18 protein-coding genes are annotated in these 22,881 nt (G+C 76.5%); 9 read left to right on the forward strand and 9 right to left on the reverse strand.

Annotated features, from left to right (window positions below):
* Nucleotides 1–72 precede the first annotated feature (72 nt).
* Both ASF50_RS02165 and ASF50_RS02170 read left to right on the forward strand, forming a co-directional pair.
* On the forward strand, nucleotides 73–1,143 hold the full coding sequence (locus ASF50_RS02165) for a winged helix family transcriptional regulator (protein WP_056903349.1): 1,071 nt from the start codon (nucleotides 73–75) through the stop codon (nucleotides 1,141–1,143).
* The gene (locus ASF50_RS02170; RefSeq protein WP_056863359.1) at nucleotides 1,134–1,514 is read left to right on the forward strand and encodes a response regulator transcription factor; all 381 of its coding nucleotides are present in this window, start codon (nucleotides 1,134–1,136) and stop codon (nucleotides 1,512–1,514) included. The genes ASF50_RS02165 and ASF50_RS02170 overlap by 10 nt, the downstream gene beginning before the upstream one ends.
* Here ASF50_RS02170 and ASF50_RS02175 read toward each other — a convergent pair.
* The gene (locus ASF50_RS02175; protein ID WP_056903350.1) at nucleotides 1,463–4,345 is read right to left on the reverse strand and encodes a sensor histidine kinase; all 2,883 of its coding nucleotides are present in this window, start codon (nucleotides 4,343–4,345) and stop codon (nucleotides 1,463–1,465) included. The genes ASF50_RS02170 and ASF50_RS02175 overlap by 52 nt on opposite strands.
* A gap of 132 nt (nucleotides 4,346–4,477) precedes the next feature.
* Between ASF50_RS02175 and ASF50_RS19220 the strand changes: the two genes are divergently transcribed.
* Nucleotides 4,478–5,284 carry an alpha/beta fold hydrolase gene (locus tag ASF50_RS19220; RefSeq protein ID WP_056903351.1) on the forward strand — a complete coding sequence of 269 codons (807 nt, stop codon included), beginning with the start codon at nucleotides 4,478–4,480 and terminating at the stop codon, nucleotides 5,282–5,284.
* A 39-nt stretch (nucleotides 5,285–5,323) separates the two neighbouring features.
* On the opposite strand, the gene ASF50_RS02185 is transcribed toward ASF50_RS19220, so the two are convergent.
* On the reverse strand, nucleotides 5,324–8,167 hold the full coding sequence (locus ASF50_RS02185; RefSeq protein ID WP_056903352.1) for an SCO7613 C-terminal domain-containing membrane protein: 2,844 nt from the start codon (nucleotides 8,165–8,167) through the stop codon (nucleotides 5,324–5,326).
* A gap of 69 nt (nucleotides 8,168–8,236) precedes the next feature.
* Complete coding sequence (locus tag ASF50_RS02190) at nucleotides 8,237–9,319, reverse strand: hypothetical protein (RefSeq protein ID WP_056903353.1); 1,083 nt, start codon at nucleotides 9,317–9,319, stop codon at nucleotides 8,237–8,239.
* Nucleotides 9,320–9,485: 166 nt separating this feature from the next.
* Here ASF50_RS02190 and ASF50_RS02195 point away from each other — a divergent pair, with 166 nt between their 5' ends.
* From ASF50_RS02195 to ASF50_RS02205, 3 genes are all read left to right on the forward strand, one after another.
* Complete coding sequence (locus ASF50_RS02195) at nucleotides 9,486–10,295, forward strand: SDR family oxidoreductase (protein ID WP_056903354.1); 810 nt, start codon at nucleotides 9,486–9,488, stop codon at nucleotides 10,293–10,295.
* 195 nt (nucleotides 10,296–10,490) lie between these two features.
* Nucleotides 10,491–11,225: a GTPase domain-containing protein gene (locus tag ASF50_RS02200; protein WP_200920023.1), complete on the forward strand. Its 735-nt coding sequence runs from the start codon at nucleotides 10,491–10,493 to the stop codon at nucleotides 11,223–11,225.
* A gap of 10 nt (nucleotides 11,226–11,235) precedes the next feature.
* Complete coding sequence (locus tag ASF50_RS02205) at nucleotides 11,236–11,622, forward strand: hypothetical protein (RefSeq protein ID WP_056863366.1); 387 nt, start codon at nucleotides 11,236–11,238, stop codon at nucleotides 11,620–11,622.
* A gap of 132 nt (nucleotides 11,623–11,754) precedes the next feature.
* On the opposite strand, the gene ASF50_RS02210 is transcribed toward ASF50_RS02205, so the two are convergent.
* The 5 genes from ASF50_RS02210 to ASF50_RS02230 form a co-directional block, all read right to left on the reverse strand.
* Complete coding sequence (locus ASF50_RS02210; protein WP_082502662.1) at nucleotides 11,755–13,437, reverse strand: ABC transporter transmembrane domain-containing protein; 1,683 nt, start codon at nucleotides 13,435–13,437, stop codon at nucleotides 11,755–11,757.
* Complete coding sequence (locus tag ASF50_RS02215) at nucleotides 13,434–14,567, reverse strand: hypothetical protein (RefSeq protein WP_056903355.1); 1,134 nt, start codon at nucleotides 14,565–14,567, stop codon at nucleotides 13,434–13,436. The genes ASF50_RS02210 and ASF50_RS02215 overlap by 4 nt, the downstream gene beginning before the upstream one ends.
* 159 nt (nucleotides 14,568–14,726) lie before the next feature.
* Complete coding sequence (locus tag ASF50_RS02220) at nucleotides 14,727–14,948, reverse strand: YbdD/YjiX family protein (RefSeq protein ID WP_056863369.1); 222 nt, start codon at nucleotides 14,946–14,948, stop codon at nucleotides 14,727–14,729.
* Nucleotides 14,945–17,083 (reverse strand): carbon starvation CstA family protein, encoded by a 2,139-nt coding sequence (locus tag ASF50_RS02225; protein ID WP_082502664.1) that lies wholly within the window; start codon nucleotides 17,081–17,083, stop codon nucleotides 14,945–14,947. Before ASF50_RS02225 ends, ASF50_RS02220 begins: the two co-directional genes overlap by 4 nt.
* Before the next feature lie 124 nt (nucleotides 17,084–17,207).
* Entirely contained in the window at nucleotides 17,208–18,353 is a 1,146-nt protein-coding gene (locus tag ASF50_RS02230; protein ID WP_235557529.1) for a glycoside hydrolase family 26 protein, read from the reverse strand.
* Between the two features lie 258 nt (nucleotides 18,354–18,611).
* Between ASF50_RS02230 and ASF50_RS02235 the strand changes: the two genes are divergently transcribed.
* The 3 genes from ASF50_RS02235 to ASF50_RS18735 are packed head-to-tail and all read left to right on the forward strand — an operon-like array spanning nucleotide 18,612 to nucleotide 20,706.
* Entirely contained in the window at nucleotides 18,612–19,868 is a 1,257-nt protein-coding gene (locus ASF50_RS02235; protein WP_200920024.1) for a glycosyltransferase, read from the forward strand.
* Nucleotides 19,865–20,023 (forward strand): hypothetical protein, encoded by a 159-nt coding sequence (locus ASF50_RS18730; protein ID WP_156718038.1) that lies wholly within the window; start codon nucleotides 19,865–19,867, stop codon nucleotides 20,021–20,023. Before ASF50_RS02235 ends, ASF50_RS18730 begins: the two co-directional genes overlap by 4 nt.
* On the forward strand, nucleotides 20,020–20,706 hold the full coding sequence (locus ASF50_RS18735) for a sortase (RefSeq protein WP_162242355.1): 687 nt from the start codon (nucleotides 20,020–20,022) through the stop codon (nucleotides 20,704–20,706). Before ASF50_RS18730 ends, ASF50_RS18735 begins: the two co-directional genes overlap by 4 nt.
* A gap of 345 nt (nucleotides 20,707–21,051) precedes the next feature.
* Here the strand turns inward: ASF50_RS18735 and ASF50_RS02245 are convergent, their stop codons facing one another.
* Nucleotides 21,052–22,878, reverse strand: coding sequence for a 4Fe-4S binding protein (locus tag ASF50_RS02245; RefSeq protein ID WP_056903358.1), 1,827 nt, complete (start codon nucleotides 22,876–22,878; stop codon nucleotides 21,052–21,054).
* Nucleotides 22,879–22,881 lie beyond the last annotated feature (3 nt).

Below are 22,881 nucleotides of genomic sequence, written 5' to 3' on the forward strand. Positions count from 1 at the left end.
GCTCCCCCGGTTGGGCGTGTGGAGCAGGCCCGAAGCGCCCCGCCGGGCCCGGCGGGGCACTAGCCTGGCTCGATGCCCCACATCCTCGTCGTCGCCGGTGGGCAGGACCGCGCCGACGCCGTGGCGGCCCGCATCGAGTCCGCCGACCGACGGACCGCGACGGCCGACCGCGACTCGGCGCTGGAGGCGGTGGCCACGACGGGTCCGCGGTGCGTCGTGGTGGCCGCCGAGCGCACCGACGGCGGGTGGGTCGCACCGCTGCTCGCCGAGCTGCGGGCGTGGTCCTCGCTGCCCGTGCTGGTGCTGGCCGACCTCGACCGCGACTCCGACCTCGGCCGTGACCTCGACGGTGACGACGACGGTGACGACGACGGCGCGGCGCCCGGTGAGCTCCTCGCGGCGCGGCTGCTCGACGCGGGCGCCGACGACGTCCGCGACCTCGGGTGCGGCGACGCGCTGCTCGCGGCGGCGCTGCGGGCCCTGGAGCGGCGGTGCGGGGCCGAGCCCGACCCCGACGCGGCACTGACCGGACCGCTGCTGCGCTTCGGTCCGCTGGTCGTGGACCTGCACGAGCGCAGCGTGCGCCGCGACGGTCGCGAGGTGCGGCTGACCCCGACCGAGTGGCGGCTGCTCGAGCCGCTGGCCACCCGCCCGGGGGTCCTGCTCACCCATCGCGGGCTGCTGCGCTCGGCCTGGGACGAGAGCCACGGCGACGAGACGCGCGACGCCCTGCGCGCCCACATCCGCTCGCTGCGGGCCAAGCTCGGCGACGACGCGTCCGCGCCGACCTTCATCCGGACCGAGAGCGGCACGGGCTACCGCTGGATCGCCGTGCCGAGCGCCACCGCCGACACCCGGGCCTTCGAGCAGGCCGGACCCGGTCGGCTGGGGGCACGCGAGCTCGTCCACGAGCTCAGCACGCTGCTGAGCTCGGTGCGGGTGACGGTCTACCTGCTGCGCGGCGCGGTGGTCGCCCCGGTCGGCGCCGCCCAGGCGCCCGGTGACCTGCTCGACCGGCTCGAGCAGCTGTTGGCCCGTGTCGCGACCCATGCGGTGGAGCTGGAGGGGCGCTGCGTCCGCGACCCCGGGGTGCTCGCGCCCGCCCTGCCGGTCGGGGAGGCAGGTGGGTCGTCGTGGCGGTGATCGTGGTGGCCGAGGACGACCCCGACCTGCGGGAGCTGGTCACGCTCATCCTCGGCCAGGCCGGGCACGAGGTGGTCGGCGTGGGCCAGGGCGACGCCGCCCTCGTGGCCTGCCGCGAGCGGCGCCCGGCGGTCGCCGTGCTCGACATCGCGATGCCCGGGGACCTCGACGGCCTGGCGGTGACCCGGGCGCTGCGCGCCGACCCGGCCACCGCCGACCTGCCGGTGCTGCTGCTGACGGCCCGGGCGCGCGCCGACGACGTCAGGGCCGGCATCGACAGCGGCGCCGACGACTACATCGCCAAGCCCTTCGACGTGGGCTACTTCGTGGAGAGGGTCGGCCGGCTCGTCGCCGACGGTCGACCGGCCTGAGGCGTCGCACCGTGCTCGCTCGGGGAGCAGGCGAGCGGCAGGACGAGGCGCACGGTCGTGCCCGCGTGGGGCGCGGAGTCGAGGTCGACGCGCCCGCCGTGGGCCTCCACGATGGAGCGGACGATGCTCAGGCCCAGCCCGGTGCCCTCGATGGCGGCGTCGGAGGCGCTGGCCGAGCGGTAGAACCGGTCCCACACCCGAGGCAGGTCGGCCTGGTCGATGCCGATGCCGTCGTCGCTGACCTCGATGACGGCCTCTGACCCGACGGTGGTCACGGTGAGCGTGACGTGGCCGCCGTCGGGGGTGAACTTCACGGCGTTGCCGACGAGGTTCATCACGGCGCGCTCCAGCTGGTCGAAGTCGCCGACGACCTCGGCGGGCGGGGTGTCCAGGTCGTGCACCAGCTCGATCGACCGGGCCCGGACGAGCTCGGAGCAGGCCTCCATCGCCGAGATCACGACGCGGTGCACGTCGAGGCGCTCGCGGGCCATGGAGATGGCGCCCGACTCGATGCGGGAGAGGTCGAGGAGGTTCTCGATCAGGCGCAGCAGGCGGCGACCGTTGCGGTCGACGCGCCCCAGCAGGGCGTGCTGCTCCTCGGAGAGGGGCCCGGCCGCCTCGGAGTCGAGGACCTGGGTGAAGCCGAGCACGCTGGTCATCGGCGTGCGCAGCTCGTGGCTGATGGAGGCCACGAAGTCGGTCTTGATGCGGTCGAGCTCCGAGAGCCGGCTCACCGCCTGCCGCTCGTGCTCGAGGGCGATCTCGAGCGCCTGCTCGCTGCGACGGCGCTCGGTGACGTCCTGGGCCACGCCGACCACGCCGGTCACCGCGCCGGAGGCGTCGCGCAGGAGGTTGACGGTGAGGCTGACGGTGAGGCGACCGCCGTCCTTGCGGATGAGCGTCCAGTCCAGCTCGGGCGGGTCGGGCTGCTGGGCGAGCGCGGTGAAGACCTCGAACGTGGGAGCGACGCCGAGACGGCGGGCGTGACCGGCCACCTCCTCGGGGTCGTGGAGCGCCAGCTTGGTCATGCGCCCGACGACCTCCTCCGCGCTCCACCCCAGGCTCTCCTGGGCGCCCCGGTTGAAGAAGGTGATGAGGCCGGCGGCGTCGGTGCCGACGATGATCGCGCCCGAGGTGGCGTCGAGCACGGTCTGCAGCTGGTGCGCGGTGTGGCGCTGGTCGGTCACGTCGAGCCCGGTCATCACCACGAGCGGAGCGCCGGTGTCGTGCCGGAGCAGCGCCAGCGTGGTCAGCACCTCGCGGCGAGCCGACCGCCCGCGCCACAGCAGCTCGTGCACCGCGCCGGTCTCCCCGGCCAGGCACGCCGCGAGTGCCGCCTCGAAGGCGGCCGCGCTGTCGGGGCACACCAGCGCCGCCGTCGCCGGCGCCCCGACGAGGCTCGTCGCGCGCGCCCCCGTGCTGGACTCGGTGGCGGCGTTGACCTGGAGCACACCTCCGCCGGCGTCGAGCACGACGACGAGGGAGCCGACGCTGTCGAGCACGGCGCGGGTGACGTCGCGCTCGTGGGTGAGCTCGGCCTGGGAGGTGCGGGCCGCGGTGAGGTCGACCAGCTGCGCGACCACGAGCCGGCCCTCGGCGGCGTCGGGCACCACCGACAGGCCGAGCCGCACGCAGCGTGGCGGAGAGGTGTCCAGCCACAGCTCGCTCTCCCAGGTCGGGGAGTGCCCGGCCTCCAGCGACCCCACCGCCGAGCGGAGGAGCGCGCGCTGGGAGGCGGCCAGGCCCCGGGTCCAGGGCCGCTCCACCAGCTCGGCCTCGGGGACGCCGAGGAGGTCGGCGGCCGCGTCGTTGAGCTCGACGACCACGAGGTCCCCGTCGGTGTGGCGCAGCAGCACCATGCCGATGAGCGACTCCCGGATCCCGCGGCGGTAGCGCTCGCGCTCGCCGACGACCACCCGGAGGGCGGCGGCGCGCTGGCTGGTGGCGATGGCCAGGGGGAGGGTGACCAGGACGAGGATGACGAGGTAGCTCTGCTGGAGCGCCGCCAGCGTGGTGGCCGGGCCGCTGAGGTCCCCGAACGGACCGCGGCCCAGGTCGCTCAGCACGGTCACCGCGACACCGGCCGCGAGCATCTGGCCGCAGGCGACGCGCGCCGGGAACCGTGCGGCGGCCCAGGCCAGCAGCGGGAGCGGGAGGAACGCGATCGGGTACTCGTTGGTGGCGCCGAACACGACGCCGAAGGTGGCGGCCGCGGCCAGCGACTGCACCAGCACCTCGAACGATGCGACGCGCGCCGGCCCACCCTCGGTGAGCCTCCCGGCCATCAGGAGGCCGAGGGGCACGACGATCAGCACCGACGCGCCGTGCGTGGCCATCACGGTGCGCGCGACCACGAGCAGCGAGCCGGTGCCGAAGAGCTCCACCGCGAGACCGGCCAGCAGGCCCGCCACGGCCGCGCCCCCGGCCGCGGCGAGGAACAGTCGACCCAGGTCCTCGAAGCTCGCCAGGACGGGGCGACGGCGGTGGGCCCCGAGCAGGAGCGCGACGGCCAGGGACTCGGCGGTGTTGGTGACGCCGAACATCAACGCCAGCCCCGGTGGCCGGTCGCCGACCAGGTTGGCCGCGAAGGACAGGCCCACGAGGGCCGCGGCCAGCAGCGCCCACCGGCGTACCGGCGAGAGGGCCACCACGAGGGCCGAGACCCCGGCGGCGGGCCACCACGCCGCCACCGGCGCGCCCTCGGGACGCAGGGTCACCGACGCGACACTGAGGGCGAAGGTCGCGGCCAGGGCCAGCAGGGTCAGCAGGGTGTCGGGGCTGCCGCCGCGCGCCGACGGCCCGCGGCGTCCGAGAGCAGCGGACGTGGTCACCCGACCATCGTCGGCCCCGCCGAGTCCGACGTGAGGCTCCTACACAGAACCTTCACGTCGAGACGCCTGCGGCGTCGCCCACCCGGGGCTGGCGAGCGCCGTCCGGTTTCGGGCGCCCGCCATGATCGAGCGGTGGACACGACGACGCCGCCCCCGGCCCCGACCTCGACCGGGGCGCTCCCGGCGTACGACGACCTGGGCGGGGGCGAGCGCACCTGGCTGCTGCTGCACGCCTTCCCGCTGTCGGGTCGGATCTTCGAGCGGCTGGCCCCCCTGCTGGCGAAGGACGCGCGGGTGCTGGTGGTCGACCTGCCGGGGCTGGGACGCAGCGCCGTGCCGACGGAGGAGGCGTCGATGGACCACGTCGCCGCCGCCCTGCTGGCCGTGCTCGACGCCGCCGGGGTCGAGCGGGCCGACGTGCTGGGCATCTCGACCGGGGGCTACGCCGCCCTGCGCCTGGCCGGCCTCGCACCCGAGCGGGTCGGTCGCCTCGTGCTCGCCAGCACGACCCCGTGGCCCATCGAGCCCGACGTGCCCGCCGAGCGGCGGGCGACGGCCGAGGAGGTCGAGACCAGCCGGTCGACCACCTCGCTGCTCGACTCGGTCGAGGGAGGGCTCGGCCCGACCGCCCGCCGCGAGCAGCCCGGGCTCGCCGACCTGGTGCGGGGGCTGATCCTGGGCGCCGACCCCGACGGCGTCGCCTGGGTCGCCAGGGCGGTCGCCGGGCGGCCCGACACGTCCGCGGTGGTGGCCGGCCACCCCCGCGAGGTCGTGCTGCTCTTCGGCGAGGAGGACGGGGAGACCCCGCCCGAGCGCGCGACGCAGATGGCGCGGCTGCGGCCCGACCACCTGCCGACGTCGCTCCACGTGCTGCCCGCGACCGGCCACCTCACCGTGCTGGAGCGGCCCGCCGAGGTGGCCGCGCTCCTCGGGGGCTGAGAGGGGACGCTGGGAGGGCCGGGCCCACCGGCGGGCGGGTCAGCGCAGCCGGGCCAGGTAGGCCGACCCGGCACGCACCTGGGCGAGCCGGCGCTCCCAGGTCACGCCGACCACGGTCAGCAGCGTCCCGGTGAGGCCGAGCAGCACCCACTGCGGGGTCTGCGCCGCCCACGGCGCCGCCTCGGCCAGCACGAGCGCGCCGCCGACGACGGCACCGACCACCAGGGGAGCGGCGAGGCGCAGCCGGGCCCCGAGCAGTACGAGGCCCAGGCAGGCGAGCCCGAGCAGCAGGGCGCGGGGGCTGACCGGGTCGTCGACCAGCACCCGCAGCAGGCTGGGCACGGTGGCGAGCAGCAGGCCGCTGCCGAGCGCCGACCGGGTCGAGGCGGCGGGGTCGCGCCGTAGCCGGAGCGCACCCAGCACGAGGAGGGCCAGCGCGGCCGGCAGCGCGTAGGCCTCCGGCTGGGTCACGCCGGTGTCGGCCAACCGCACCCAGCTGGCGGCCGTGAGCAGCGCGCCGCCGAGCCACCCCGCCGGTCGTCGCTCGACCCGCAGCAGCGCCGCGGCCACGACGAGGGCGCCGACCAGCGTGAGGTGGAGGGCCAGCGCCGCCGCTGCGTCGTACGTCGACCCCGCGCCGTCGCCACCGGCCGCGGCGGCCGCGGCGTCGACGGCCGCGGCGGAGGCGAGGGTGGCGGTCGCCAGCGCGGTCAGCTCGACCACGGGCCGGGCCCGCCACAGGGCGAGCGCCCCGACGACCACCACGACGGCGGGGCCCAGCGTGGTGGCGCCCAGTCCTGCGGCGTCACCGCCCGACCACACCGCCCACCCGCAGGTGGCCGTGAGCACCACGAGCGACGGCGGGGCGGGTCGCCGGTGGGCCGCGGCCAGGGAGACGCCGAGGGCCGCGACGGCGGCCACGGCGCCGAGGGCGGCGCTGGGGAGGGCCGCCACAACGGCCACGACGAGCAGCGCCAGACCCACGTCGGTGTCGCGGGTGCCACGGGTCTCGTGGGTGCCGGCTCCGGTGCCTGTGCCGGCTCCGGGGGCGGGGAGGGCGAGCAGGCCGCCGGCGACGCAGACGAGGAGCACCACGGCCGCCAGCGGGGCGTTCGTGAGCGCGACCAGCACCGCGGCGATCAGCGTGACCGCTGCCGCACCGCGCCGGAGGGCCGGGTCGCGGAGGGCGCGGGTCGGGGTGGCGGCGACGTCCGGCCGAGTGCCCGGGCGCGTCAGCGTCGCGGCGAGCACACCGAGGGCGAGCGCGGAGGGCAGCACCAGCCAGGCCGGGGCGGGCAGCTCGCCCGAGAGCCGCACACCGGCGGATCGGCTCAGCGGCTCGCCGACCGCCAGCAGCCTGACCACGGCGGCCGCGGCCAGGGTGGCGGTGGTGACGGCGACCGGTGCGGCCGCGACGACGGCGGGCACGGTGACCGCGACCCGCCACGGGGCCGGCACGCCCCGCGCTGCCAGGGCCCACGCGACGCAGACCGCGCCGGCGGCCAGGGTGACTCCGGTGGGCCCCTCGTCGAGGGCCGGCAGGACGAGGGCCAGGGAGGCCAGGGCGCCCGCCAGCACGACGCAGGCGTGCAGCCGCGTCGGCCGGCGGCCCGGGTGGCCCGCGCGGTCCGCGCGGCCCGGGTGGTCCGGGTGGTCCGGGTGGGCGGCGCGGCCTGCGTGGCCACGGCGGGAGGTGTCGCCCGCGTCAGGGGCGACTCCACCGGCGGGGACGTCGGGAGCGGCGACGGACCCGGGAGGCGTCCCGGTGGAGGCCGCGGTGGAGGCCGCGGTGGTGCGGGCCGGGGACCAGACGACGGGGAGCAGCGCGAGCGCGGCGGTGACCAGCAGCGCCGGGCCGTGGGTCGTGGTCCACAGCCCGGTGAGGGAGGCGTGGTCGGCGGCCGCGCCGAGCGAGGCGAGCAGGAGCAGGCCCCACCACGCGGTGGCGCCGACCAGCGCCGCGCCGGGCAGCGCCCGGGCGGGCACGGGCTCGCCCGGGAGCAGCCGGAGGGCGGTGCGGACGGCCGCGTGGGCGAGCACCAGCAGCGCCCCGACGAGCCGTGCGTCGCCGCCGTCGGCCACCAGGGCGCCCCCGACCAGGCCGAGGCCGACCGGCACGGCGAGCTGGGCCGCGACCAGGTCGGTGCGGGCGAGCAGCACGACGGCGCCCCCGGCGAGCAGGGCGGCCCCGCAGGCGAGCAGAGCGCCTGCAGGCCCCACGTCGCCGAGCCAGCCGGCCGAGAGCGCGCCGACGGTGTCGAGCACCACGAGCCCCAGGGCCACGACCGTCAGCGACTCCGCGCCCACGCGCAGGCCGCGTCGCGCCAGCCGGTCGGCGGTGACGCCCGCGGCGACGGTGAGGCCGAGCAGGGTGAGCGTGCGGCCGCCCACCCCGAGGGCCGACCAGGTCACGGCGAGGAACACCACGGCCGCCACCAGCAGGCACAGCGCACCGAGGCCGAGCAGCAGCCGCGGCACCGACCACGCGGACAGCCCCCGCCCGGTGGCCCGCCCGGTGGCCCGCCCGGTGCTCCGCCCGTCGGGTCCGCCGGGCACCGTGTCGGCCCGGTCGGCCCGCGGGAGCGGTCCGACGCCGTCGAGCAGCCCAGCACGACCGGCTGCACCGGCCGCACGACCGGCCGGGCTGCCGGCGCGCCCACCGTCGACGGCGCCCCCCGCGGCGCTGGCTCCCGTGGCGCCGACGAGCACGGGCGCCTCGGCGCGCAGGCGCTCGAGCAGCAGGTCGGCGCGGGTCAGCGTGCTCAGCAGGTCGGCGGCGACGGGGCCGCGCAGGGGGAGGTCGCAGCGCGGGCAGACGGCCGGCGCGGGAGGCAGCGGGGCACGGCAGTCGGGGCACACGGTGGGGTCGGCGTAGCGCAGCATGCGGGCAGCCTCGCGCGCCCGCGGGGCGCGCGGCAGGGCCGACGTACTCCCGCCTCTGGGTAGGAGGGCCTAGGCCGGTGCGGCGGCCTCGTCGCGCTGGCGCAGCGCCAGCACCGGTCGCCAGGCGTCGTGGAGGGTGGTGACCAGGCTGATGAGGGCGAGGTAGAAGAGCGTGGCGCTGATGTCGAGGTCGCCGCCGGTCACGCCGAGCAGCAGCTCGGCGGCGAGCACGAGCACCACGTTGACGAGCATGCGGGCCAGGAAGGCCATGAGCGAGGACTCGATGCTGCGGCGCCGGCTGGCGGCGGCGAGGGTCAGCAGGGCGTTGACCACCACGACGACGCCGACGCCGAGGAAGAGCTGGAGCGGGGTGGACCGCACCCCGGGGAGGGTCTGGGCGTAGACGACGGCCAGCAGACCCACGAGCACGACCTTCTCCACCGTCGTCCACGACAGCAGGGCGCCGTGCACCCAGTGCCACTGCAGCCGCTCCTCGGCGGTGTCGACCTCGGCGGGCAGCGGGTCGGCCGCGAAGCGCGTCGGGTGGTCGGGCGGGCGCAGCCGCGCGTGGTAGCGGCGCCACCCGATCGAGGCGGCGCTGACGGCGCCCGCGGCGACCACCAGACCGCCGACGGGGTGGTCGCCGACCATGTCGGTCACATCGAGCCGGGCGACGTGGATCCACCACTCCTGGGGCAGCTTGACCAGCACCCAGATCAGCGCCGCAGCCGTGATCCACCAGCGCAGGCCGAAGCGGGTGGGGCGCCAGCGCGCGCGGACCGCCTCGTAGGCGATGAAGAAGTACTCGAAGGTGTTCGGGAAGACCAGCAGCAGCGCGCGGGCGTGGCTGAGCTCGAAGGCCACCACGCCGACGAGGCGGTAGAAGTAGAGGAAGCGCGCGACCCGGAAGGCCGGCAGGCTGGTCCAGTTGCGCAGGGTCGCGAGGTAGGCGATGGCGAGGTAGTAGACGTCCATCGCCTTGTCGTAGGACTGGTAGCCCGGCGGGTCGTGGCCGAAGAGCTGGAAGATGGTCTGGTCGACGCCGTCGAGCACGAGGCAGGCCACGATGGCGGGCAGCGGCCAGCGCGGGATCGCCAGCGGCAGCAGGAACCGCCCGCCGATCACGGCGAGGAACACCAGCGTCGTGCCCATGGGCCCCCCAGGTCGTGGCCGCCGTGCGCGGCGGGGAGATCGTCCCACCGCCCGGTGGCCGCGGCCATCACCCACCTGGACCACCGGGACCGACCCGGCCTCCTCGCGTGCCGTGTGACGAGATCGCCCCTCGCGCTGGCGTGTTACCGACTGGTAGGCATGGGTCATGACCTCACCGACCGTCCTCGTCACCGGCGCCGCTGCGGGCATCGGCCGCGCCACCGCCCTCCGCTTCGCACGGGAGGGATGGACCGTCGGTGCCTACGACATCGACGAGGCCGGGCTGGCCACCCTGACCACCGAGGTCGAGGCCCTGCGCACCGGCGCCCGTGTCGTCAGCGGCACCCTCGACGTCCGCGACGCCGAGGCCTACGCCGCGCGCGCGGCCGAGCTCGTGGACGAGACCGGCCGCCTCGACGTGCTCGTCAACAACGCCGGCATCCTGCTGGCCGGGCAGTTCGCCGAGATCGACGTCGCCGCGCACCACCGCGAGATCGACGTCAACGTCAAGGGCGTCGTCAACGGCCTGCACGCCGGCTTCGAGCCGCTGCGCGCGACGGCCGCGGCCCACGGCTCGGCCCACGTGGTCAACCTCGCCTCCGCCTCGGCCATCTACGGCCAGGCCGAGCTGGCCAACTACAGCGCCACCAAGTTCTTCCTGCGCGGCATCACCGAGGCCCTCGACCTGGAGTGGGGCCGCCACGGGGTGCGGGTGGTCGCGATGTGGCCGCTCTTCGTGCAGACCGCCATGACCCAGGGCGTGCACACCGGCACCACCGACTCCCTGGGCGTCAACCTGGGCGCCGACGACGTCGCCACCGCCATCTGGGACGCCGTGCACCCCACGCGGGCGCGACGCCTCGTGCACCAGGTGCACTTCCCGGTCGGCACCCAGACCAAGGCCATGGCCCTCGGTGCGCGCTTCTCCCCGGCCTGGCTGACCCGCCGGGTCAACAAGCGCTTCGCCGGCGTCTGAGCCACCCGCCGGGCCGGACCCGGCCCCCGCACCCGGCGCCGCCACCGCCCCGGCCCGCCCGTGGGCCCTCCCCGCGCCGCCGCCCCCGTGCGCCGGTTACGGTCGGGACGTCACGACGGGCACCCGGCCCGCCGCGACCACCGACCCCCGGGAGGGCCCGTGCCGGATCGTCGTACGCGTGAGGTGCGGGGGGGAGTGCGCGGCCTGGGCGGCGCGCTGGGCCGTGGGCGCGAGCGCGTCACCGGCGTGCTGGGCCACCGCTTCCCCTCGGTCGCGGTCACCGGCATGACCGGCGTCGGCAAGACCGAGCTGGTCGACCACCTCTGCGGACGCCCCTCCGCCGACGGCACCCCGGAGGCCGGCTCCGCGGTGCTCGAGCGGCGGGTGCGCCGCGGGCGACGGCTCACCGGCTTCCGGTTCCGCGTCGTGCCCGGCGACAACGCCGCCACCCGCCTCGGAGCCCTCGACGAGGTCTTCCACGACGACCCCGTCGACGGGGTCCTGCACGTCGTGGCCCACGGCCACGCCACGGGTCGCCGCCCGGCCGGCACCAGCGGCGCCGCGCAGGTGACGCGCGAGCAGCAGCTCGCGGCGGAGCTGGAGGACTGGACGGTCACCGCCCACCGCATCGCCGCCATGGCCGTGCGGCGCTCGCGGCCGACCTGGCTCGTGGTCGTGGTGACCAAGGTCGACCTCTTCGCCGACGACGTCGAGGAGGTCGTGCGCTCCTACTCCCCGGGCAGCGGCACCCCCTTCGGCGACCGGCTCGACGACCTGCGCTCCTTGGCGGGCGCGGCCAACCTGTCGGTCGACGTGCTGCCCGCCTGCAGCCACCTCGAGGACCTCGACGGCGCGGTCTCCACCGAGCAGCGCGACCGCTACCTCCAGGCCCTCGAGGCGCGCATGGCCCAGCTCTCGGGTCACGTCTAGGGGAGCCGTCGTGCTGCGCGAGCCCCACGAGAACGTCGCCACGGTGCTGGTCGACCCGGCCGTGCTGCGCGAGCTCGAGCTCGACCTGGGCGCCCTCGACCTGTGGGTGTGGCCGGTGGCCACGGCCCCGGTCTACGTCGACGGCCCCCGCGCGGCCTTCCAGCTGCGGCGCCGCATGATCGAGGCGCGCCGCGGGGCCTGGGACCTGGCGGCCGACTGGGTGCCGGTGCTCGTCTCCTTCGGCGACACCTGGCGCACCGGCGACGAGCCCCTGCCCTGGGCGGCCCACGCCGCGCTCTGGGACGCCCTGGCCCGCCACGCCGCCCACGTGCGGCACCGTCGGGCCCTCGGCGGCGTGCCCCGGCTCTCGGTGCTGCGGGAGCGCGAGGCCCGCTAGCCGCCCCGCCGCGACCGGTGTCGGAGGGCCACCCGGCTGTGGTGACCACGGTGGTCGAGGAGCGAGGCGGCAGCGAGCGTCCCGGGCCCCGGGCCCCGGGCCCCGTGGCCGCCGGGGCCGCGGACCCGGACCTCAGCCGGCGTCGAGGTCCCAGACCCGGTGCCGCGGCACCAGCGTCCAGGCCGCCTCGCTGGCCAGCACGACCACGCCGGGCTGCTCGCGCACGCATCCGGCCAACGAGGTGCGGCCCGCGCCGTCGAGCTCGTCGTCGAGGTGGTCGAGCACGACGAGCGCCGGCCGACCGTGCACGGCGCGGGCGAGCAGCACCCGCGCGCGGTCGGCCCGGTCGAGCGGTGCGCCGCCCCGCCGCAGCCGGGTGCGGTCGCCGTCGGGCAGCGTCGCCAGGGTGCGGTCGAGACCCGCCGCGGCGAGGGCGTCGGCGACGGGCACCCCGGAGTCCGGCAGCCGGTAGCCCACCGCGCGGGCCACCGTGCCCCGCTCGAGGGACCACCCGGCCAGCGCGGCGCCGACGCGCTCACGGCGTCGGCGGGCGTCGAGTCCGGCGAGGTCCTCACCGCCCACCACGACCGTGCCCTGCTCGGGCGCCCGCACCCCGGCGAGCACCTCGAGCACGGCACGTCGCAGCGCGGGGTCCGACCCGCTCAGCACCACCCGCTCCCCGGGCGTGGCCACGAGGTCGGGCACCGCCCGGCCGTCGAGGACCAGTCCCCGCACGGCCAGCCCGGCCGGCGCCTCCGGCGGCTGCGAGGAGGCCCGCCCGTCGGCGCGGCCCGTCGTACGCCGAGCGAGCTCGGCCGCCCGCGCGGCGCGACCGGGGGCCAGGGCCGGACCGAGGATGCGGCGGGCGGCCAGGAAGGACTGGCGGTACTCCACCACGCGGCCGAGGTCGGCGACCGGCGCGACGAGGATGCCGACCACCGTCAGCGCGGTCGCCACCCCGCTGGCGCCGAGACCGGCGGGTCCGGCGACGGCCAGCACCGCCACGGTGGCCAGTGCGCCGGTGGCGGCGGCGCTGCCGCGCAGGACGCCGCTGGCCTCGGCGCGGGCGATCGCGGCGTCGCGCACCCGCGCCCCGCGGCGCTCGACGTGGCGCAGCTCGCGGGTGGTGCCGCCGGCGGCGACGATGCCCGGCGCCGCGGCGACCGTGTCGGCGACGTGGGCGGCCAGCACCCCGCGGTGACGGCGCAGCTCGGAGGCACGCGCCAGCACCCGTGGAGCGACCACCACGACGCTGAGCGCGAAGCCGACCAGGGGCACGGCCACGGCCAGGCCGAGGAGCGGGTGCACCACGACCAGGGCGGTGAGCACACCGAGCACGACCGGACCGGCGACCGCGAGCGGCGCGACGCCGAGGGCGACCCAGGTGCGCACCGAGGTGAGGTCGTTGGTGGTGCGGGCGACGGTGACGCCCAGGCTCGGCCCCGACCCGGTCAGCGCCGAGGCCACCAGGCCGGTGCGGATCTCCTGCACGTAGTCCTGGCCGAGCCGCTCGGCCAGCACCCGCTCGCGGGCCCGCACGAGGCCGAGCACCGCCGCGCCGGCGACCAGCGCCAGCACCCCGAGCACCCGCACCAGCGTGGTGGGGGCGTCGAGCACCATCGGCACGACCAGCACCGTCTGCACCGCGAGCGCCGCCTGGGTTGCCCCGGTGCCGAGCAGGCGCAGCAGCGTGGTGCGGCGGGAGCCCGTGAGCAGCGGGGGTAGCCGGTCGTCGGCGGGTGGTCCCGGGACGCTCGCCGGCGCTCGCTCCTCGACCACCGGGGCCTCGCGGGGTGCGTGGGGGGCGGGCGTCACGCGAGCAGCTCCCGGGCGACGGCGGGGTCGCAGAGGTCGTAGGTCGCGACGACGGGCAGGTCGAGGGCGCGGGCGGCCTCGCGGTGCGCCAGCGGCGAGGCGGTCAGCACGCCGCTGACCGCGCGCACCCGGGCGCTGGTGGCGGCGAGGGCCTGTCGCCCGGCCACCGCTCCGAGCGCGTCGCCCGCGGCGAAGACGACGTCGTCGACCAGCGTCGCGAAGAGCGGGTCGGCGAGCAGGCGGGCGGTCTCCTCCTGGTAGACGCCGTCGGCGATCTCGACCACCACGACGTCGGGGGAGTCGGCGGCGAGCTCCTCGACCAGGGTGGAGAGCAGCGTGCGCACGCGGGCGTGGGAGAGCAGGTACGTCGACGGGTGGCCCACGTCGGTGAAGTCCAGGACCCGTCGGGCGCCCGCGTCGGCGAAGAGCCGCGGGTCGCCGCCGGCCCCGGTGCCGGTGACCTTGCCCGCGTTGACGTGGAGGCCGTCGGCGCTGAGCCCGCGCACGAGGCAGGCCAGGGCGGTGGACTTGCCGGAGTTCATCGACGTGCCCAGCACGGCCACGACCCGCGGTCCCACACCGCGCTCGCGCACGGGGCGGGCGGCGACCAGCGCGTGGTCGGCCAGGGTCACCCGCTCGCCGTCGCGGGCGAGCAGGCCGAGGGGGCGCAGTCGCGTGGCGTCGTCGAGCGCGGCGTGCTGGGCCACGACCCGGCCGGCGACGCCGCCGGCCGCGACGAGGTCGGTGGGGCCAAGGTCGTCGGGCACGACGGCCTCGAACTGGTCGGGGGCGTAGCGGTTGCCGTAGGCCACCAGCACCTCGTCGCCGACGAAGAGGGTCTGGCGCCGGCTGCCCGGGCCCTCGAGCCTGGTGTGCTTGCCGATCTCCTCGACCCGGGCGAGCACGACGTCGCCGCTGCGCGGGGCGACCTCGGGGCCGTGGAGCAGCTGGTGCCCCGAGCCGTCGACCGCGAGGGCGGCCGCGAGGAAGCGGGTGGTGTAGGCCTTCTTGGCCCGGGCCAGGCGCTCGGCGGGCAGCGGCTCGAGGGTGCTGGTCGTCGCGGCGGTGCCGGCGGCAGTGCCGGCGGGGGTGAGGTCGGCGGGGGCGGGGAGGACGGGGTTCGTGGTCATGACGAGGACGCTAGGAACGCCGCATGAGGCTTTCTTGTGACGCCGATGAGCGTCCTCTCATGGGGGTCGTGCGGGGTCCCGCGCCGGACGCGGCGAGGGGGCCCGACGCGGTGCGTCGGGCCCCCTCGGGAGGCGTCACGGGCGGCTCAGCAGCAGCGCTCAGCAGCAGCGGCCCTGGGTGGAGCTCTCGCGGTGGTCGTCGCGGTGCCGCTCGAAGGCACGGCGGCTCATCGGCTCGGTGCCCTCGCGCTCGCAGCGGGCGAGGTAGGCGTCCCACCGGCCCTCGCCGCTGAGCTCGCGGGCGTACCACCGCACCCCCGCCAGCGCCCGACGTACGGCACCGGGGCGCTGGTCGGCGGCGGGCCGGCCCGTCGCGCTCACCGCCCGCTCCCGACCGTCTCCGCGCGCCGGGCCTCCCACTCCGCGACGGCCCGCTTCTCCTCGGCGGTGGCGACGAAGTCGGCGGGGGCGACCAGCTGCGAGGGCACGGCCGGCACCTCGGTGGTCGGCAGCGAGCCGGCCCGCAGCGCCCGCACCCAGATCAGGGCGGCGTTGGCCACGATGACGATGACCAGCAGCGCGAAGCTGGCCTGCAGCACGCCGTTGACGGTGGAGTTGACGACCACGGTGTCCATCTGCGAGGGATCGGCCGCCGGGGCCAGGACCTCGCCGGCGTCGCGCGCGGTGCGGTAGCGGTCGGCCTGGGCGAAGTAGCCGATGGCGGGGTTGTCGGAGAACACCTTCTGGTAGCTCGCCGTCATCGTGGTGACCAGGTCCCAGGCCAGCGGCACGGCCGGCACCCACACCCACCTCGTCCAGCCGTGCTTGAGGAAGAGCGTCACGCACAGCGTGAGCGCGATCGCGGCCAGCAGCTGGTTGGCGATGCCGAAGAGCGGGAAGAGCTGGTTGATGCCGCCCAGGGGGTCGGTCACGCCGACGTAGAGCATGTAGCCCCAGCAGGCCACGACCGCGGCCGAGGAGAGCCAGGCCGCGGGCTTCCACGAGGTGTCGCCGAAGCGCGGCCACACGTTGCCCACGGTGTCCTGGAGCATGAAGCGGCCCACCCGGGTGCCGGCGTCGACGGCGGTGAGGATGAAGAGCGCCTCGAACATGATCGCGAAGTGGTACCAGAAGGCCGCCAGCCCGCCGCCGAAGGCGTCGCTGAAGATCGTCGAGATGCCGAAGGCCAGGGTCGGCGCGCCGCCGGTGCGCGAGACCAGCTCCTCCTCGACGGAGTCGGTCGCGGCCTGGAGCTGGTCGGGGGTGAGGGTCATGCCCAGCCCGTTGACGAACTGCACGGCGCCGTCGATCGTGCCGCCGGTGACGCCCGCGGGGGCGTTGATGGCGAAGTAGAGCCCCTGGTCGATGACCGAGGCGGCGATGAGGGCGGAGATGGCGACGAAGGACTCCATCAGCATGCCGCCGTAGCCGATCATCCTGACCTGGCTCTCCTTGGCGACCATCTTCGGCGTCGTGCCCGAGGCGATGAGCGCGTGGAAGCCCGAGAGGGCGCCGCAGGCGATGGTGATGAAGAGGAACGGGAAGAGCTGGCCCGCGAAGACCGGCCCGTCGCCCTCGGTGGCGAAGGAGGTGACGGCGTCGTTCTGCAGCACCGGGCGGGCCAGCACGAGACCGACCGCCAGCAGCAGGATGACGCCGATCTTCATGAAGGTCGACAGGTAGTCGCGCGGGGTGAGCAGCATCCACACCGGCAGGATCGAGGCGACGAAGCCGTAGCCGACCAGCGCGACGGTCAGCGTCTCCTTCGACAGCGTCAGCGACTCGCCCAGGCCCCAGGTCTCGACGTAGCCGCCGCCCACGATGGCCAGCAGCAGGAGCACGACGCCGATGGCGGTGGTCTCGAGCACGCGGCCCGGGCGCAGGAAGCGCAGGTAGACGCCCATGAAGAGGGCGATCGGGATGGTCAGCCCGATCGAGAACACGCCCCACGGCGACTCGGCCAGTGCGTTGACCACGACCAGCGCGAGCACGGCGAGGATGATGATCATGATCGCGAAGACCGCGATCAGCGCGGCGGTGCCACCGACGACGCCGATCTCCTCGTGCACCATCTGGCCCAGGCTCTTGCCGTCGCGGCGCATGGACAGGAAGAGCACCACCATGTCCTGCACGGCGCCGGCGAAGATGACGCCGACGATGATCCAGACCGTGCCGGGCAGGTAGCCCATCTGCGCGGCGAGCACGGGGCCGACCAGCGGCCCGGCGCCGGCGATGGCCGCGAAGTGGTGCCCGAACAGCACCCGGCGGTCGGTGACCTCGAAGTCGCTGCCGTTCTCCAGCCGCTCCGCGGGCGTGGCCCTCGTGTCGTCGAGGCGCAGCACGCGGCGGGCGATGAAGCGGGAGTAGAAGCGGTAGGCGATGAGGTAGGACGACAGCGCCGCGAAGAGGATCCACAGGGCCGAGACCGACTCGCCGCGGCTGAGCGCGAGCACGGTCCAGCAGACGGCGCCGACGAGGGCGACGGCCACCCAGACGGCGATCGAGCGTGGCGTCATCCGGCCCGTGTCGCGGCTCGGCTGGGGGGCCGGGCCCGACGGGCGGGACGTGGTGGACGTGGACATGGGGGACCTCCGAGACCGAGGGGGGTGAGCGCCGTCACCGTACTGCGTCCCGGGCCCCTCAGCGTGCGGCGATGCGTGCGGCGGTACGCCACGCGCGGGTCGTGCCCGCCGAGGAGGTCAGCCGCCAGTCGCGCTCCTTGCGCTCGTCGAACCACACCACGGTGGTCAGCGCCGGCATCCCGCGGTGCGCCAGCATGCTGCGCACCCAGGCGGCCTTGCTGTGCTCGGGGTCCACGGGCGCCCCGTCGTCGACGCGCGGCTCCTTGGAGGCCACCTCGCAGATCCACACCGGCAGGCGCGGGGCGAGGGCCACGAGGTGGTCGTACTGCGCGCGGAAGATCCGCCCGAAGGAGCGCCACCGGCCCCAGCCGGCGTCGCGGCCCCAGTTGAAGCCGTCGAGCCCCAGCACGTCGACGTACGCCGCCCCGGGCCAGATCCGCCGCACGGGCGTGGTCTCGGCGTAGGTGTCGGCGGTCGGGTTGAAGACCCAGCGCAGGTTGTCGGCCCCGGCCTCGCGCAGGTGGGTCACGACGTGGCGCCAGGCGAGCCGGAACTCGCGGAAGGTGCCGCCGAAGCGGCGCTCGCCGGCCGCGGTGGGCTGGAAGTCCTGCCAGTCGCCGTTCATCTCCGGCCAGGGCCTCACGTAGACGTCGTGGGGGTAGGCGCGGGCGGCCGCGGCGATCTGGTCGAGGTAGGCGTCGTGCTCGCCCGCGGTCCACTCCGCGAAGCGGGTCGGGCCCATGTCCCACGACAGCAGCAGGTCGCGCGCGCCGTCGTCGGCGAGCCGCTCCTCGGTGGCCGCGGGGAAGACGTCGCCGTAGCCGTAGTAGTAGGAGGCGACCGCGGCGTCGGTGCCGGCGCTGCGCTCCCAGGCGGCGAGCCGCCCGGGGTCGGTGGTCATGCCGGGCACGAAGGCGCCGAAGTCGACCCGCTCGACGAGCGGCGCGGTCCGGGCCGCTCGCGCGGTGCCGGGGGCAGGGCTCGCTGCCGTGCTTGCTGCGGGGCTTGCTGCGGGGCCTGCTGCGGGGCCTGCTGCGGGGTCTGCTGCGGGGGCGGTGGCGCGGGTCGGGGGGAGGGCGGTCGTCCCGGCGGGGTGCTCGACACCCGATGCGACCGCCGGGGTCAGCGCCAGGGGGAGCGCCAGCGACACCAGGGCCAGACCGAGTGAGCGCGACAGCCGGGGGGACCTGTCACGGTCGCTCACACCGCGACCATCGGCCGGACCGCGCCCGACCACACCCCTCGCGGGCCACTTCCACCCCGGTGGGGGCCGGAAATGCCCGACCGGCTGCTCCCGGGGGCCGGGGGTGACCACAGCCGGTCTAGTCACTTCGGGCCATCGCCTGGGGTCGATCGTCGACGTCGGCTATTTTGGGGATCGCACGGGGCTCGGGCCCGCGCGTGCCGGTCGTCGGGGGGACGGCCGGATGTTCTGGGGGGAACACACGTGACGACCACTGTCGTGGCGCGGCCTGACGCTGCGCCCGCACCACAGGCTCCACCGCTGCACCAGCAGCCCGAGCAGCAGCCCGAGCGACGGTCCGAGCAGCGGTCCGACCAGCAGGCGGAGCGTCGTCGGCGGGGCCGGCACCGTCGCCGCCGTGTCGAGATCCAGCCGCCGCGCCCGGCGCGCCCGCACGCGACCGGGCGGCTCGTGGCGCTGCTGCCGGCCCACGACGAGGAGGTCGGCCTGCCGCCGGCGCTGCGGTCGCTGGCCGGGCAGACCCGCCCGCCCGACCGGGTCGTGGTGATCGCCGACAACTGCACCGACCGCACCGAGGACGTGGCCCGCGAGCTGGGCGCCGAGGTGCTCACCACGGTCGGCAACCGCCACAAGAAGGCCGGCGGGCTCAACCAGGCCCTCGACCTGCTCCTGCCGACCCTCGACGACACCGACCTGGTGCTGGTCATGGACGCCGACTCGCTGCTGGAGAGCCGCTTCCTCGAGGTGGCGCGAGCCACCCTCGACGGCTCGCGCCCCCTGTCGCGCCGGCACCGCAAGGAGCTCGGCGGCGTCGGCGGCACCTTCCAGGGCGGGCCGGGCGGCGGGCTCGTCGGCCTCTTCCAGCGCAACGAGTACGCCCGCTACGCCCGCGACGTGCGCCGCCTCCAGGGCAAGGCGCTCGTGCTCACCGGCACGGCCTCGGTCTTCCCGGTGCGGGTGCTGCGCGAGGTCCGCGCGGCCCGGCTCGCCGGCGTGCTGCCCGACCGCTCGGGGGCGGGCGGCGTCTACGACACCCACGTGCTCACCGAGGACAACGAGCTGTCGCTGGCCCTGATGCACCTGGGCTACGGCATCGCCGCGCCGGCCGGCTGCACGCTGGAGACCGAGGTGATGACGACCTGGCGCGCCCTGGCCCAGCAGCGGGCCCGCTGGAAGCGCGGCGCCCTGGAGAACATCGTCGACTACGGCCTGACCCGCATCACCGCGCCCTACTGGGGTCGGCAGGCGATGAGCGCCCTCGGCGTCCTGGCCACGGTGCTCTACCTCGCCACCCTGGTGTGGGGGGTGGTCGCCGGCATCACGCTCCACCCGTTCTGGCTGGCCGCCTCGCTGGTCTTCGCCCTCGAGCGCGTGGTCACCGTGCGCGCCCGCGGCTGGCGGCAGCAGCTGCTCGCCGCGCCGCTGGTGGTCGAGATGGTCTACGACGTCTTCCTGCAGCTCGTGCAGGCCCAGGCGATGGGCCAGTCGGCCCTGCGTCGCGAGAGGAGGTGGTGAAGGAGATGTACAACAACCCTGCAGTCGTCAGCGGCGGCGGCGTGCTGGCCGCGACCGGCCTCGGCGCCGGCATGCTGTGGATGTTCCTCGCGGCGTTCGCGCTGCTCGCGCTCGGCCTGGCCGTGCTGCGCACCGTCCCGCGGGCCGAGCGGTGACCCCGCGCCGGCCCCGTCGCCCCCACCCCCGGCGTCTCCTCGCCTGGCTGCTGCTGGTCGCGGGCTGTGCCGTGCTGGTGGCCGCGGGCACGACGTACGTCGGGGAGGGGCGGGAGACGGCCGCGGCCCAGCAGCGGCTCGCGGGCCAGCTGCCCGCGGGGCCGCGGGTGGTGGGCGACGGCGACCACGGCCCGGTGCCGGTGGCCCGCCCGGTCGCCACCGGTCGGGCGCTGGCCGAGATCCGCGTGCCCCGGCTCGGGGCCGACTGGTCCTGGGTCGCGGTGGAGGGCACCGACGACGCGCAGCTGGCCACCGGGCCGGGCCACTACACCGGCACCCCGCTGCCCGGTGCGCGCGGCAACAGCGCCTTCGCGGGCCACCGCGCGGGCCACGGCGACCCGTTCCTGGACTTCGACACCCTGCGGAGGGGTGACGAGGTCGTGATCACCCAGGGGAGCGTGCGGTGGACCTACCGGCTCACCCGCGACCCCGAGGTCGTGCCCGTCGACGCCACCTGGGTGCTCGACCCCACCCCCGGGCGGCAGCTGACGCTGACGACCTGCTGGCCCCGCTACGGGTCCAGCAAGCGGATGTGGGTGCGCGGCACGCTCGAGCGCGTCGAGCGGAGCGCCCCCGGTGCGACCCCGGCCGCGGGAGCCTGGCGAGAGGTGGCGGTGGGCTGAGCGCCACCGAGCGCCACCGGACCGTCGCCTTGGCGGTGGCCCGGGTGGTATGCGTGGTTCGTGCGGGTCCTGGGGTGGCCGGTTTGCGGAAGCGGCGCAATTGCGCTGGCTGGGGTGGGGCGCTCGGGCGGTTTGCGTGGTCCGTGCGGCTCCTGGGGTGGCCCGTCTGCGCGAGCGGCGCAATTGCGTGGGCTCAGGTGGGGCGCTCGGGCGGTTTGCGTGATTGGTGCGGCCCGTGTCGTGGCTGGGCTGCACGAGCGGCGCCATTGCGCTGGCGGGAGCGTGCGACCCGACCCGGGCCACGCGACCCGGCGCGGACCACCCCGACCATGGGGCCCACGTACCTCAGCGGCGCGCGGTGGCCAGCAGGTCCTCGAGCGTGGCCAGCTTGACCCGGGGCCGGCCCTGGGCCTCGCCGCGCTCGCGCTCGCCGCGGTCGATGGCCAGGTGCTCGCGGCGTCCGATCGCCTCCGGGCGCCGTGAGCGCACCAGGCGGCGGAAGGAGCGGCGCGAGCCGCGTCCGACCCGGCCCCCGGCGGGGCCGCGGTGGTCGAGCCGCCCTGCGTTGGCGTCCTCGACCAGCGCGGCGACCGTCTCGGCGGCGTCGGCGCGGTTGGTGCCGATGCCGCCACGCGGGCCGCGCTTGATCCATCCGACGACGTAGGTCGCGGGCACCACGGCGCCGGTCACCGGGTCGACGACCCGGCCCCGGTCGTGGGGCACCGTGTGGGCCACCTCGTCGAAGGGCAGGCCCGCGACGGGCTCGCTGCGGTAGCCCACCGAGCGCAGCAGCAGCCCGGTGGGCACCGTGCTCGCGGCCACGCCCGGCTCCTTCGCGTCGGCCGCGGAGCCCGGGTCGGTGCCGGGGAGCGGGGTCGGCACGAGGCGCACCTGCTCCACGCGGTCGGCGCCCTCGGCGCGCTCGACGACGCTGCCGAAGCGCAGCACGAGCCGGCGGCGGGCGCCGGGGCCGGACGCAGGAGCCACGGAGTAGTCGACCGGGCCGACCGGCACGCCCTGGAGGGCGGCGGCGTGGCTGCCGGGGGCGGCCTCGGCGATGGCGGTGGCGATCTCGGGTCCGGCGTCGACGACCACGTCGAGGTCCTCGCGCAGCAGCAGGGGCCGCAGCTCCGAGAGGGAGTACGCCGCCTCCGCGGGGCCGCGACGGGCCACCAGCACGACCTCGGTGACCTGGCTCCCGCGCAGGGCGGCGAGCGCGTGGTCGGCGATGTCGGTGCGGGCCAGGTCGCCGCCGCGGCGGGCGTCGCCGAGCAGCACGCGGGCCATGTCGAGGGCGACGTTGCCGTTGCCGACCACCACGGCGCGGCCGCGGCTGGCGGGTCCGAGGTCGACGACGTCGGCGGGCACCTCGGGCTGGGCGTTGTACCAGCCGACGAAGGTGCGGGCAGCGAGGCTGCCGGGCAGGTCCTCGCCCGGCACGCCGAGGGTGCGGTCGGAGGTCGCGCCGACGGCGTAGACGACCGCGTCGTGGTGGGCCATCAGGTCGGCGTGGGAGAGGTGGGTGCCGACCTCCACGTTGAGCACGAGGTCGAGGCGGGGGTTGCGCAGCACGGTCGCGAACCGGTCGGCGATGGCCTTGGTGCTCTGGTGGTCGGGCGCCACGCCGTAGCGGATCAGGCCGCCGGGCGTCGGGAGCCGGTCGAGCATGGTGACCTCCGCGCTGGTGGTCAGCAGCGCCATGGCGGTGTAGCTGGCGGCCGGCCCGGTGCCGACCACGGCCACCCGCAGCCCGGCGGCGTGGGCGGTGAGGCTCGCCGGGAAGTGGGGCTCGGTCCAGCCCGGGTCGGGTCGCTCCGCGGCCGAGGCGACCCGCGCCGCGGCCGGCGCCGGCTCCTCACCCCGCTCCTCGTCAGGCTCCTCGTCAGGCTCCTCGCCGGGCTCGGCCGGGGCGGCGCCCGGGCCGGTGAAGTGGGCCCGGTTGATCTCGGCGTACGCCGCGAGCGGCCCGGTGAGCGACTCGACCGGGAAGATCGCGTCGACGGGGCAGGCGTCGGCGCACGCCCCGCAGTCGATGCAGCTGCGCGGGTCGACGTAGAGCATCTCGGTGGTGCCGAAGTCGGGCTCGTCCGGCGTCGGGTGGATGCAGTTGACCGGGCAGACCGAGACGCACGAGGCGTCGCTGCAGCACGACTGCGTGATCGCGAAGGCCATGGG

This window comes from Nocardioides sp. Leaf307 (assembly GCF_001423135.1).
GTDB classification, from domain to species: Bacteria; Actinomycetota; Actinomycetes; order Propionibacteriales; family Nocardioidaceae; genus Nocardioides; species Nocardioides kribbensis.